This window comes from Grimontia hollisae CIP 101886 (genome assembly GCF_000176515.1).
Taxonomy (GTDB): Bacteria; Pseudomonadota; Gammaproteobacteria; order Enterobacterales; family Vibrionaceae; genus Enterovibrio; species Enterovibrio hollisae.
This window is the reverse complement of sequence record NZ_ADAQ01000007.1, coordinates 19956-32558: the sequence shown is the minus strand read 5'-3', so window position 1 is coordinate 32558 and position 12603 is coordinate 19956. Positions and strand designations below refer to the sequence as shown.

The following is a 12603-nucleotide window of genomic DNA, read 5'->3' as shown; positions in this document are numbered from 1 at the left end:
GCTAATCCCTTACCTGATAGTGGGAGGCCAGACGCTCCTTGAATTTTTTTACTACGCCCAGGCAATCTCGGAGTAAATCCCGTTCGGTACGTGACAGCTGAGCCACATCCAACAGATTCCCTGTGCTGGCGTCGCTGTCGAGTTGTTGTTTCAGACGAACTTTGACAAACAGTTTGAGTGCTTCGGAGAGGTTATTGGCGGTTTCCTGATCCAGGGCCTTGCACCGTGCGAGGGCATCGAGTCTTTCAAATGTGTTGGTTTCGGTCAGGCCATTTTCAAGCGCCAGAGTGCGAACACCATGAACCAGCGGGAAGATGCCACCTTTTTTTACATCTAATCCTTCTTTGTTTGCTTTCAGGCCACCGAAAAAGGTCAGGGGAACCCGGAAGGCGAGGCAGGGGCGGACAAAGGTATTCAGCGCCAGCATGTTGTTTTTCATTCTGCTGTGGAGCTTTGTCATTACAGGCTCCAGCAGGGCTTTGTTGCCGGCGACGGCATGGCTGTCGGCAAGGATGGCCAGATCCATCAGAGTGCGCTCATCAGAGATCTTGCTGAGTGATACCATCTCTTTTATCCACTCGGACTGGGTCTTCACCCAGCGTGGGTTATTGACCATTACGTTGCCGGGACAAGGTGGATAACCCAGACGGCTGAGAACGTCACTGAACCTTACCATATAGTGCTGCACATCTGGCCAGTTGGCATCATCGGTGAGGATGAGACCATTGTCCTGATCGGTTTTCAGTATCTGTTCACCTCGCCCTTCAGAGCCCATCACAAACAGACAGCATTTTTCGTGAAAGGCTTCCGGAATAGTCAGGCGGAAGGCTTTCTCGATGATTTGCTCATTCACGGCAGAAATCAGCTCCATCACAAATTGGGTGTGGATACCGTTGTTGGTGAGATTGGCCACCAGTTGTTGCTGGTTATTGGCCGCCAGTGCCAGCTCTTCAATCGAGTGTGCTCGGTTGATTTGCAGGGTCAGCACGTGGGAGTGGGTGGAAAACAGGCTCAGCACCTGGGTCATGTCGAGCATGCCGACCGTTTTCCTGTCTTCTGTTACCCGTACCCGTTTAACCCGGTCGCGGGTCATCAGGATCATCACATTAAAGAGGTAATCGCCCATTTCCACGCTGATCACCGGAGAGGTTGCGATATCGCCTATCGGTGTATCGAGCGAGCAGCCGTTTTCCACCAGGGCATGCAGCAGGTTGGTCCGGGTGATAATGCCTATGTCATGTGGTTTGCCTTCCAGCGTCACCAGTGCGCAATCCTGACGTGCCTGACGAAGTTGCAGCGTGGCATCATGAATCGTGGTGGCATGGGGCAGTGTCATGATTGGCTGGATGTTGCTCTCATCAACCTGTGTCAGAATAAATTCTGCCAGATTTTGCTGTTGTTGTGCTTGTTCCAGCATGCGTTTTCGCCGGCTGAAGCTGGTGTTGAAGTAGTCCGCAAATGAGGGGTTTTCATGGTAAAGCGCCATAAACACCGCTTTGGGCAACACATAACACAGGGTATCTTCAACCACGTGGTATCGGTGATGAGCATAGCCTTTGAGCAGGGCACGGGCATCAAACAAGTCGTCTTTGATGTATTGTGCCTGCACTTCCTGGGTGTCCGGGTTGATTTCCTGTACCCTGCCCTTGATGACAATATACAGTGCCTCATTGGCCTGACCTTTTTCAATCAGGACATCACCACGGCGGTAATAGGCGACATCCAGTGACGATAACAGGGACTTGGCCTGTTTGTCGTCGAGGCGGTCAAACGGGGGGGATGCAGTATCAAACGGTTCAGGCATGGCGGCACACTCCGTGTTATTGTTCACGCACATAGCGTGTCTGTCCTTGTTTTCAGTTTGTCGCACGGGCTTGCACCTTGCCAGCCGACTTTAGTCTATTGTCAGTTATCTCTTTACCGGAACGAAGAGGCCTTGCAGCTACATGAAAACCGCACTGTAAGTTTGCGGGAATCGCTGTCAAAATAGCGCTTCTCGTTATGGCTGAAGGATCGCCTGTATGGGTTACCCCCGTCCTACTCCCTTTCATTGGTTATCCGTGTATTACGGCACCTATTTCTTTGCCTTTGGGGTCTATCTGCCTTTTTGGTCAGTCTGGCTAGCCTGGTTGGGACTCTCTGCCGATGAGATTGGTATCGTGATCGGCGCTGGAGTGATGACGCGCTTTGTGGTGAACCTGACCCTGACCCCAAGGTTTCACTTGCCTGAGCACCTGCTGCCTGCTGTGCGCTGGCTATCTTTTATTGCTACAGTGATTGGCTTTTTGCATTTGATGGCGACGCCGGATCTTTTGTGGCTGACAGTCTTATCCGTCGCCATCAACAGTGTGATTGGTCCAGCTGTTCCGGTGTCTGATGCACTTGCCAACCATTACAACCGCCGCAAACTGGTGGATTACGGGCGGGCACGGCTCTGGGGATCGCTGGCGTTTGTCATGGGCTCTATGATGGCAGGCACACTGGTGGACAGCGTTGGACCGCAAACCATTGTGCCTCTTGCTGCCAGCGCCTTGCTGCTCACCTGGGGCTGGAGCCTGCTTTCGCCGCGTGAGCTGCCGGTAAAAGAGGAAACGCAGGCTATCGCCAGACCACCTCTGCGTCTGGTGCTCCGTTCCAGACCTGTATTGATGTTTCTCGTGATTGTTTCCCTGATCCAAGGCAGCCATGCCGCCTACTACGCGTTCAGTGCCATCCACTGGACGCAGGCTGGTGTAGCAGATGTCGTTGTCGGTTATCTCTGGAGCTTTGGTGTGGTGGTGGAAGTGATGATGTTCGCGCTGGCCGGCAGGCTGTTTGGCCATTGGCAGGTGCAGTCCCTGTTTCGTCTGGCTGCACTGGCGGTGGTGTTGCGTTGGTGTTTGACTGGATGGAGTACCGAGCTTGGCGTGTTGTTTTTTGCCCAGTCGCTGCATGGCATCACGTTCGGTGTGGCCCATATCGCTGCCATGCGTTATATCCAGCAACAGAACAGCGACAAGATCATCGCATTGCAGGCGCTGTACAGTGCGATTCCGATGGGGGCTGTGATGGCGTTGCTGACCGTTGTCAGTGGGGAGTTGTATGAGCGGTTTGGGGGACACAGCTTCTATGCCATGGCGCTGCTTGGGTTGCCGGTATTACTGCTTACCCTCAGGACTGAACCGGCGACTGAAGCCGTAAATCACTGAATTTGCTGTGGGCTGAGAGAGCTTGCTCACGGAGATACGTCGCCGCGTTGTTGTACAACCAAGGGCATGATAAACAGACCCTAGTTAAACACTTTTCATGGAAGATATGATGTCGGCTGGATGGATAGTGGTGCCTGTGGCACTGGCATACCTTGGCGTTCTGTTTCTTATTGCCTGGTACGGCGACAGCCGTCCGCGTTGGCTGCGTGGCTGGCGGCCCTATATTTACAGCCTGTCTATCGCGGTGTACTGCACTTCCTGGACCTTTTTTGGCACCGTGGGGCAGGCGTCAAGCCAGCCTTGGTCATTCCTGCCGATTTATCTTGCCCCTATCCTGGTGTTTACCATTGGCTGGCGCTTTCTTGCCCGGATAATCCTGATCGCCAAACGAGAGCACATCACCTCCATTGCGGACTTTATTGCCGCCCGTTACGGGAAATCACAGGGTCTGGCGGTGATGGTGACCGTGATTGCCGTGGTTGGTATCTTGCCTTATATCGCGTTGCAATTGCGTGGTATCACCATGGGGCTGGATGTGATTGCGCCGGATATTGGTGAAGGCGCAGGTCTCAACGAAGGACAAATTGCCTGGCTGGTGTGCATGTCGCTTGCCATGTTTACCGTGCTGTTCGGCACTCGCCATATAGATTCCACCGAGCACCACCGGGGCATGATGATGGCGGTGGCTTTTGAGTCGATTGTAAAACTGGTGGCGTTTCTGGCTGTCGGTTTTTTTGCGGTTGGCATGTTGCTTGATGCGCCGGGTGAACTGCCCACACTGAAAGAAGCCAATGTGGTGGGTTCTCCGGACTGGGGAGCTTTGTTGGTTCATACTCTCCTGACCATGGCGGCCATTATCTGTTTGCCACGCCAGTTTCATACCATGGTGGTAGAAAATGCCCGGGCGCAGGATTTGCATACCGCGCGCTGGGTGTTTCCGGTTTATCTGCTGTTGATGGGCATGTTCGTTCTGCCACTGGCGTATGCCGGGCAGGTTTTCCTGCCGGATGTGTCGGCCGATACCCATGTGATCCAGCTGCCGCTTTTTACCGGCAATGAAGGTATTGCCCTGCTGGCTTTCCTTGGCGGGGCCTCCGCGGCAAGTGGCATGGTTATCGTGTCGACCATTGCACTGGCTATCATGGTATCGAACGATCTGGTGCTGCCACAGTTGCTGCGCCGTATGCGGGTATCTAACCGCAACTTTACCCAGTTCTCCGGCTTACTGCTTAATGTGCGCCGCGCACTGATTTTCCTGTTGCTTATCGGGGCCTGGGGCTTTTACCAGCTGATCCTTGAAGTGCCTTCACTGTCTGCGATCGGCTTTCTGTCCTTTGCTGCTATCGCCCAGTTTGCTCCGCCACTGGTCGCCGGTATTTACTGGCGTCAGGCCAACAAAAAAGGTGTGTATGCCGGGCTGGCTACCGGCTTCGTGGTCTGGTTAATGACTCTGATGATGCAAACCGGCATGTTGGCAGGGAATGAAGAAACCAACCTGGTGCTCTGGATCCTCGCTCCACCAGCTCTCCCGTTCTTTGAGTCACTGAATCCGGTGAACTGGGGAATGGTACTCAGCATTATGGCCAATAGTGTCTGCTTTGTGGTGGTGTCGATGGCGACCCGTCCGTCCCTCAGTGAACGTTTACAGGCAGCGAGCTTCGTCGGCACGCCGCTGCCGGAAGGGGATGACTCGAGCCTATATCAAAGCCGCGTGACCGTGGCAGAGCTTGAAATGCTGGCCGCCCGTTTTGTCGGTCGGACCCGTATGCGCCAGACGTTCCGCACGTTTGGTGAGCAGCGTGGAGAGATGTTGCTCCCGCAGCAGCAGGCGAGTGCCGCGTTGATCCGTCATACCGAACGGGTGTTGGCGGGTGTATTCGGCGCTTCTTCCGCCAAACTGGTGCTGACTTCCGCCCTACAAGGCCGGAATATGCAGCTTGAGGAAATCGCTACCATTGTTGATGAAGCGTCTGAGCTGTTTGATTTCAGCCGTGGCCTGTTACAGGGGGCAATTGAGCATATCAGCCAGGGGATTTCTGTGGTGGACAAACAACTTCGGCTGGTGGCGTGGAACCAGCGTTATGTCGAGCTTTTCGACTTTCCCCCGGATTTAATCCAGGTCGGCAGGCCGATTGCAGACGTGGTGCGTTACAACGCCGAGCGTGGCCTGTGTGGCCCGGGTGATATAGAAGAACATGTGAAAAAACGGGTTGGTTATTTGCGTAAAGGCTCTTCGCATACGTCCTCCCGTGTCCATCCGGACGGACGGGTGATCGAGGTGCAGGGCAACCCGATGCCAGGTGGCGGGTTTGTGATGAGTTTTACCGATATCACTGCCTTCCGTCATGCCGAAGAGGCGCTCAAGCAATCCAATGAAACCTTGGAAGCACGGGTTGTTGAGCGGACCAAAGCGCTGGAAACCCTTAACCGTCGCCTGATCAGTGCCACCGCCAAGGCGGAGCAAGCCTCCCAGTCGAAAAGCCGTCTGCTTGCGGCAGTAAGTCATGATTTGATGCAACCGATGAACGCTGCGCGCCTGTTTGCTTCTTCGCTGAGCGAAATGGCAGAGGGAAAAGAAACCCAGAAGATGGCCGGGCATATCGAGAGTGCGTTAGGGGCAGCCGAAGATTTGATTGGGGACTTGCTGGATATCTCTCGTATTGAATCAGGAAAAATGAAGGCAAAAATCACGGATTTCGAATTAGATGAGGTCTTTTCAACCTTGGCGGCAGAATTTGGTGTGATTGCCAACCAGCAGGGTATCGATTTTCGCGTGCAACCAACCGGGCTTCGGATCCGCTCTGATCGCCGTTTGCTTCGCCGTATCTTGCAGAATTTCCTCACCAATGCATTCCGTTACAACCCAGATGGCAGGGTGTTGCTGGGCGTGCGTCGTCACGGCACCCAATGCCGCATCGAAGTGTGGGACAACGGGCCGGGTATCCCTCAGGACAGGCAACAGGACATCTTCAATGAATTTACCCGCATCGACCGCAAGGGGGCAGAGCTCGGGCTAGGTCTGGGGCTTGCGATCGCACGCGGGATCAGCCGGATCCTCAACCAGCCTCTCAGTCTCCGCTCTTGGCCCGGGCAGGGAACCGTCTTTTCGATTACTGCTCCGATCGCGTCTGCGCCTCAGGTTTGTGACACTGGCATTGAGACTGAAGAAAAGCATAAAAATAGTGAGCCTTTGGCTGGGGTTCAGGTGTTATGTGTCGATAATGAAAGGGACATCCTTGCCGGAATGGAAAGTCTGTTGTCACGTTGGGGGTGTCAGGTTGAGGTGGCAGAAGATCTCGATGGCGTGGTCGCACTGTTGGAAGGGGGGTTTAGGCCCGGTGCCATTCTCAGTGACTATCACTTGGCCCCTTCGTTAACAGGGCTTGATGTATTGCAACGTTGCCGCGCTATGCTTGGCAACAAATTTGTCGGCGCAGTGATCACCGCTGACAGAACGCAGGAAACACGGACATTGGTGCGTGAACTGGGCTTTGGTTATATTGCCAAGCCGGTGAAGCCACTGAAACTGCGTGCGTTGCTTCAGCAAGGAGAAAGCTGATATGGAAGCGTTTATGATTCCCAGGCTCGATACTGAAGTCGGTTTGGTGCGGGTAGAAGGCACCTGGGATCCGCTGACCGGGGACATCCAGTTAGTGGACATTGATCAGATGGGCACGGATGGCTGGGTGGATGTCACGTTCTGGTTGTCAGAGCAAGAACACGAAGCGAGAGTGGCAGAAATACTGATCGCCGCCAAGCTTTACCTGGTGACCCAATAAGCCCAGGAAGGAAAGAGCCGCTTATTGCTGCTCTTCATTCAGCAGGGTTTTATATTCCACAAAGACTGCTGTGGTCTCGCCATAGTAAAGTGTACCGTCAGATTTGACGACCAGATGAATTTCGCTGTCCTCTGACATAGGCGCAGGCAGGTCGACCCACCATTCTTTGTTATTCGTGCCGTTGATGTCCATATCAACCGGATTGGAACGGTTCCCTTTCTGTTGGATCAGGCTGATTTTTGCGCCTTCCAGCGGATATTCCGATGTCAGCTTCAATACAACTTCACTGTCAGTCAGGCTCTCTGAGCGGAGTTTGAGTTTGAAGTCTCCGTTTTCAAGTGAACAGATACCACTGGTGTAACGGCAGTTGGAATTGGCAGCGAGTTTGTAGGTTTGTCCTTCTTTTGCTGCATGGGGTTTCTCACTGACCGCCAAATCCACGCCAAAATAGGCTATTAAGGCCAGGATGGGGGCAACCAGCATTGCGGCAATAACGTGTTTGTTTTTTAACATGGTAAAGAGTTTGTTCTCGTCCTTGGGCTAGGGGTAACATACCACAGAGAGGCAGTACCCGGAGGATAAAAAAGCCCCTGGACGGGGCTTTTTCGCGTTAACGTGACGCTCTTATCGAAGTGCTCAACGTTAAGGGTTAGTGGTCTTGTGCTTCGCCCGCACCGCCCGGGATACGTACGTGCTCAACCAGATCTTTCACGTGTTGTGGTGTTTCTTCTGTTACACGTGAAACGACCGTTGCAACAGCGAAGTTAACCACAGCCCCGACGGCCCCGAATGCGTTAGGCTCAATGCCCAGGAACCAGTCGCTGCCCCAGCTTTCCAGATATTTCCAGTCCGCAATAAACAGGATGCCTTTGTGCTGGAAGACATAGAACAGGGTAATGGTGATACCTGCAATCATACCGGCAATTGCCCCTTCCTTGTTAATGGACTTCGAGAAGATACCCATCATCAGTGCCGGGAAGATAGACGATGCTGCCAGACCGAAGGCGAGGGCGACCGTACCGGCAGCGAAGCCCGGTGGGTGCAGGCCGAGGTAGCCTGCAAAGGCAATCGCCACGGCCATGGCAATCCGGCTTGCCATTAACTCGTTTTTCTCTGAAATATCTGGCTTGAACACCCCTTTTAACAAGTCGTGCGATACTGCCGAGGAGATCGCCAGCAGCAAGCCCGCCGCCGTTGACAGTGCTGCTGCCAGACCACCGGCTGCAACCAGCGCGATAACCCAGTTAGGCAGTTTGGCAATTTCAGGATTTGCCAGCACCATGATGTCACGGTCAACTTTCAGTTCGTTGGTTGTGGCATCTGAGGTGTAGTTGATCTTACCGTCATTGTTTTTGTCATCAAAGCCAAGCAGGCCCGTTTTCTCCCAGTTCTTAAACCAGGCTGGACGCTCGTCATATGCAAGGTGCTGACCTGGTGCTGGGTTAACAGTATCCATCAGGTTCAGACGTGCCATCGCAGCAACGGCTGGCGCGGTGGTGTACAAAATGGCGATGAAGAACAGTGCCCAGCCCGCAGAAATGCGCGCATCACGGACTTTCGGTACCGTAAAGAAACGGATGATAACGTGAGGCAGACCAGCAGTACCGATCATCAGGGACATGGTGTAGGCAAACATGTTGAGGGTGTCACCACGCACCGATGTGGTGTATTCGCTAAAGCCAAGTTCGGTCACTACCTGATCCAGCCTGTCGAGCAGGTAGGTGTCTGTGCCTGATATGGTGCTGCCAAGGCCAATTTGTGGCAGTGGGTGGCCGGTCAGTTGCAGCGAGATAAAGATCGCAGGAACTGTGTATGCCAAGATAAGTACGCAGTACTGTGCAATCTGGGTATAGGTGATGCCTTTCATGCCGCCAAGTACCGCGTACATGAATACGATTGCCATACCGATGTAAAGGCCAGTTGCATAGTCCACTTCCAGAAAGCGGCCAAATGCGACGCCTACCCCTTTCATCTGACCGATAACGTACGTGACCGATGCGATGATAAGACAGATGACGGCAACCACACGCGCGGTGTTCGAGTAGAAACGCTCACCGATGAATTCAGGCACAGTGAACTTACCAAACTTGCGCAAGTAAGGTGCCAGCAACAGTGCCAGGAGTACGTAACCGCCTGTCCAGCCCATCAGAAATACCGAACCGCCGTATCCCATAAAGCCAATCAGGCCGGCCATTGAAATAAATGATGCTGCTGACATCCAGTCAGCGGCTGTTGCCATGCCGTTTGCGACTGGGTTTACACCGCCGCCTGCAACATAGAACTCTTTGGTTGAACCTGCGCGGGCCCAAATTGCGATCCCAATATAGAGAACGAATGTGAAACCTACGACAAGGTAAGTAACGGTTTTCAAATCCATGACTACGGCTCCTTACTCGTCATCATCGACGCCAAACTCTTTGTCGAGTTTGCGCATCTGGAATGCGTAAATAAAAATGATGGCCAAGAAGGTATAAATTGACCCCTGTTGTGCGAACCAGAAGCCCAGCTTGTAGCCGCCGATACGAATTTCATTAAGTTGTTCTACAAATAAGATGCCGCATCCAAACGACACCACGAACCACACTGCCAGCAGATAAATCATCAGCCTGACGTTTTTTTGCCAATAGGCTTTGGCGTTATCTTGTTTTTGTTCCTCAGACATCACCATCTCCTTGAGTGACGAGTTAACGGATTGTTACGCTTCGACAATAGCAGCCAAGTGACTGGGAAACACTGCAACTTTAGTCGAGCGGGAGGTGGGCCTAACTGTCTGCTATTAGTGGATTTCTGTGATTTAAGACAAGGAAATTGCTTGTTAATAAAATGTTAAGCTAGACAAAGGTCTAATAAGTTTTCGGCTAAGGAGATAATGAGCGATTGTTACTGTTCAAAGTACGGAGTGTAAGGTTTGCAATTGGCGTGGTGATAAAGTGTCAAAGATCGTGCAGAGAGAAAAAGACATGCATAGATGTTGACTGTCCAATGGATCTGCCCATACAGGACTGATTATGCGTTGGGGTCCATTTGTTGAAGGAGAATCACTGCCTGCGTGCGGTTTTTAACCCCCAGTTTACGGAAAATGGCTGTCATGTGGGCTTTGATGGTGGCTTCGGACACATCCAGCTCATAGGCAATTTGCTTGTTCAACAGGCCATCATTGAGCATGTTGAGCACTTTGTATTGTTGGGGGGTGAGGGACGAAATCTTGTCCATCAGGGACTCTTCGTCGCCATTATCACTGAGATCGATACCAGGTGGAAAACAGGTATCGCCTTCCAGTACATGGTTGAGGCTGTTGATCAGTTCCCGCATGTCACTGGATTTCGGAATAAAACCTATAGCCCCATTGGCTTTGACCTGGCGGATCACACAGGTTTCTTCGTTGGCAGAAATGACCACAATGGGCAGTTCAGGGTACTGGACGCGAAGGTGGATAAGGCCGGACATACCGTTAGCACCGGGCATTTTCAGATCCAGTAGCAGCAAATCGATATCGGGTTCTTTTTCCAGCAGGGCCGTCAGGCTGTCGAGGGAGTCTGCTTCCAGCAAATTGGCACCACTGATAGCCATATGCACGGACTGAAACAGTGCATTGCGGAATAAGGGGTGATCGTCAGCGATGACAATGGTGTATTGAGCGTCCATGGCAATGTCATTAATACCTATTTAACAAAAACGCTACCACCCGGGTGAGGATTGATCAATTTGCATAAGTAGGAAGTAAGAGCTTGATCCCCCACCATTTGTGGGCAATGTCGGGGGGATCAAGTTTGTGTGCAATTAGCCCTGTTTGTTAATCAACTGATTTTGTTCAAGATGTAACATAAAGGGTTTGGCTTCCATAAAACCGGTCAGACGGGCTTTAGGAAGAGGAGTTCCGTTAGCATCCCAGAAATCAATTGTAGGCAAACCCAGCACGTTGAGTGCTGTCAGCATCTTGATGTCCTGCGGACGGTTGTCAGTGACGTCTGCCTGAAGCAGCACAAAGTTTGTCAGCGCCGGTGCCACGTTGGCATCGTGAAACGTATATTTCTCGAATTCCTTACATGCCACGCACCAGTCAGCATAGAAATCCAGCATTACCGGTTTGCCTGCCAATTTAGCGGCAGCCAGCTCGCGGTTGAGATCATCAATGTTGGCAATCCTGATAAATTCAACGGAAGGGACGTCAGCTTTGGCTGCTGGTGTAAACATGGCGTTATAGGTATACACCGCGCCGCTACTCAGTCCGAGAATCGCAATGATCCCCAGTGTGCTGGCCAGTTTTCCCGGTTGTAATGTACGGCTGATATGATACACCCAGCTGAGCGAGATCAGCATCCACGTAGCCCACAGCCACACGCTGATCGTTTCCGGCAACAAGCGTTCCAGCAGGAAAATAGGGGCGGCTAGCAACACTAAGCCGAAAAACGTTTTAACCCTGTTCATCCAGGCTCCCGCCTTTGGCAGCAGCCGGTTGCCAAACATTGCCGCGATAATCAGAGGAATACCCATCCCCAGTGCCAGTGCATAGAGGGTCACTGCTCCGGTTACGAGATCGCCACTTTGCGCCACATACAAAAGTGCGCCAGACAGCGGCGCTGTAGTACAGGGTGAGCAAATCAGGCCTGAAATCGCCCCCATGGTGAACACGCCAAGGTTGCTGCCCCCTTTCTGCTGGTTGCTGATTTCACTCAGCCTGGTTTGCAGGTTTGCCGGCAGCTGGAGGGTAAATACCCCAAACATCGACATCGCCAGCAACACAAACAGCGCACTCAGGCCAATCAGCACATAAGGGTGCTGGAAGGCTGCCTGAAACTGCAAACCGGCTGACGCCACTACCAGCCCCAACAGGGTGTAAGTCAGCGCCATGCCCTGTACGTAAAGCATGGAAAGACGGAAGGTCTGGCCGTGGGTTTTCTTACCCCCACCCAGCACAATACCGGTCAGGATCGGGTACATCGGCAGCACGCACGGTGTGAAAGCAAGGCCAATACCCAAGCCTAAAAACAGCAGCGGTTGCCACCAGTTTTCAGCAAGGCTGCCAACCTTGGTTGAACTGCTGTTGCTGTCAGGAGAGGGGGCTTTTACCGGCTCTGCGATGACTGAACCAACAGAAGAAGATAAACCTGATGCAGGCGGTATAGCGGAGCCTTCTGAGACAGCAATCAAGGGGACAGTGACGGTTTCTGGGGGATAACAAAACCCTGCTTCTGCGCAGCCTTGATAAGTCACCCTCAGGATAGATTCATCGGTTGCTGCAAGAATCGGTACTGTCACGGTCAGCGGTTTTTTGAAAATCGAAACCTGGCCGAAAAATTCATCGTTATAAGGCTGGCCGCGGCGCATTTCCAATACACCGGTTTTTGCGTTGTCACTGGGCACTACCTCAATTTTATCTTCATAGAGGTAGTAGCCTGGTGTCACCTGCCAATCGAGGTAAACCCGGTTACCTTGTTGGGTGAAATTAAACGGAAATGCCTGATCGACGGGAACAAACGTCGGGGCATTACTTGCTGTCGGTGCTGGAGCATCGAAAAGGGTGAATTCAGCCTTGGTGGGCAGGGCGCTCATCAGCGCCAAGGTAAAAACCGTAAAAAGTCGTGAGCCTATTTTCAACATGGCCTTCATCAATCAGGTGGATTTATGAACAATAT

9 protein-coding genes are annotated in these 12603 nt (G+C 52.6%); 3 read left to right on the top strand and 6 right to left on the bottom strand.

All coding sequences use genetic code 11. The features are described 5' to 3' along the window. Nucleotide 1: 1 nt before the first annotated feature. Nucleotides 2-1804 carry a DUF294 nucleotidyltransferase-like domain-containing protein gene (locus VHA_RS01320; protein WP_005501066.1) on the bottom strand — a complete coding sequence of 601 codons (1803 nt, stop codon included), beginning with the start codon at nucleotides 1802-1804 and terminating at the stop codon, nucleotides 2-4. A gap of 217 nt (nucleotides 1805-2021) precedes the next feature. Between VHA_RS01320 and VHA_RS01315 the strand changes: the two genes are divergently transcribed. The 3 genes from VHA_RS01315 to VHA_RS01305 all read left to right on the top strand — a co-directional run bounded on the left by VHA_RS01315 (nucleotide 2022) and on the right by VHA_RS01305 (nucleotide 6967). Then, nucleotides 2022-3188, top strand: a complete 1167-nt coding sequence (locus VHA_RS01315) for a 3-phenylpropionate MFS transporter (RefSeq protein WP_005501064.1) — start codon at nucleotides 2022-2024, stop codon at nucleotides 3186-3188. Between the two features lie 109 nt (nucleotides 3189-3297). After that, complete coding sequence (locus VHA_RS01310) at nucleotides 3298-6747, top strand: PAS domain-containing hybrid sensor histidine kinase/response regulator (protein WP_005501061.1); 3450 nt, start codon at nucleotides 3298-3300, stop codon at nucleotides 6745-6747. Between the two features lies 1 nt (nucleotide 6748). Next, nucleotides 6749-6967, top strand: a complete 219-nt coding sequence (locus VHA_RS01305) for a hypothetical protein (protein WP_005501060.1) — start codon at nucleotides 6749-6751, stop codon at nucleotides 6965-6967. 21 nt (nucleotides 6968-6988) lie between these two features. Here the strand turns inward: VHA_RS01305 and VHA_RS01300 are convergent, their stop codons facing one another. The 5 genes from VHA_RS01300 to VHA_RS01280 form a co-directional block, all read right to left on the bottom strand. After that, nucleotides 6989-7480, bottom strand: coding sequence for a hypothetical protein (locus VHA_RS01300; RefSeq protein WP_005501057.1), 492 nt, complete (start codon nucleotides 7478-7480; stop codon nucleotides 6989-6991). Between the two features lie 136 nt (nucleotides 7481-7616). Then, nucleotides 7617-9344 carry a sodium:solute symporter family protein gene (locus VHA_RS01295; RefSeq protein WP_005501056.1) on the bottom strand — a complete coding sequence of 576 codons (1728 nt, stop codon included), beginning with the start codon at nucleotides 9342-9344 and terminating at the stop codon, nucleotides 7617-7619. 12 nt (nucleotides 9345-9356) lie between these two features. Next, nucleotides 9357-9629 carry a DUF4212 domain-containing protein gene (locus tag VHA_RS01290; protein ID WP_005501054.1) on the bottom strand — a complete coding sequence of 91 codons (273 nt, stop codon included), beginning with the start codon at nucleotides 9627-9629 and terminating at the stop codon, nucleotides 9357-9359. A 344-nt stretch (nucleotides 9630-9973) separates the two neighbouring features. Beyond that, nucleotides 9974-10612 (bottom strand): response regulator transcription factor, encoded by a 639-nt coding sequence (locus VHA_RS01285; RefSeq protein WP_005501052.1) that lies wholly within the window; start codon nucleotides 10610-10612, stop codon nucleotides 9974-9976. A 135-nt stretch (nucleotides 10613-10747) separates the two neighbouring features. Continuing rightward, a complete protein-coding gene (locus VHA_RS01280) occupies nucleotides 10748-12577 on the bottom strand; it encodes a protein-disulfide reductase DsbD (RefSeq protein ID WP_040527962.1) in 1830 nt (609 codons plus the stop codon). Nucleotides 12578-12603 lie beyond the last annotated feature (26 nt).

Excerpts from the sequence above, each read along its gene's own strand:
- VHA_RS01285 (WP_005501052.1), bottom strand. The coding sequence starts at position 10,612 with ATGGACGCTCAATACACCATTGTCATCGCTGACGATCACCCCTTATTC.
- VHA_RS01280 (WP_040527962.1), bottom strand. The coding sequence starts at position 12,577 with ATGAAGGCCATGTTGAAAATAGGCTCACGACTTTTTACGGTTTTTACC.
- VHA_RS01305 (WP_005501060.1), top strand. The coding sequence starts at position 6,749 with ATGGAAGCGTTTATGATTCCCAGGCTCGATACTGAAGTCGGTTTGGTG.
- VHA_RS01310 (WP_005501061.1), top strand. The coding sequence starts at position 3,298 with ATGTCGGCTGGATGGATAGTGGTGCCTGTGGCACTGGCATACCTTGGC.
- VHA_RS01300 (WP_005501057.1), bottom strand. The coding sequence starts at position 7,480 with ATGTTAAAAAACAAACACGTTATTGCCGCAATGCTGGTTGCCCCCATC.
- VHA_RS01315 (WP_005501064.1), top strand. The coding sequence starts at position 2,022 with ATGGGTTACCCCCGTCCTACTCCCTTTCATTGGTTATCCGTGTATTAC.
- VHA_RS01295 (WP_005501056.1), bottom strand. The coding sequence starts at position 9,344 with ATGGATTTGAAAACCGTTACTTACCTTGTCGTAGGTTTCACATTCGTT.
- VHA_RS01290 (WP_005501054.1), bottom strand. The coding sequence starts at position 9,629 with ATGTCTGAGGAACAAAAACAAGATAACGCCAAAGCCTATTGGCAAAAA.
- VHA_RS01320 (WP_005501066.1), bottom strand. The coding sequence starts at position 1,804 with ATGCCTGAACCGTTTGATACTGCATCCCCCCCGTTTGACCGCCTCGAC.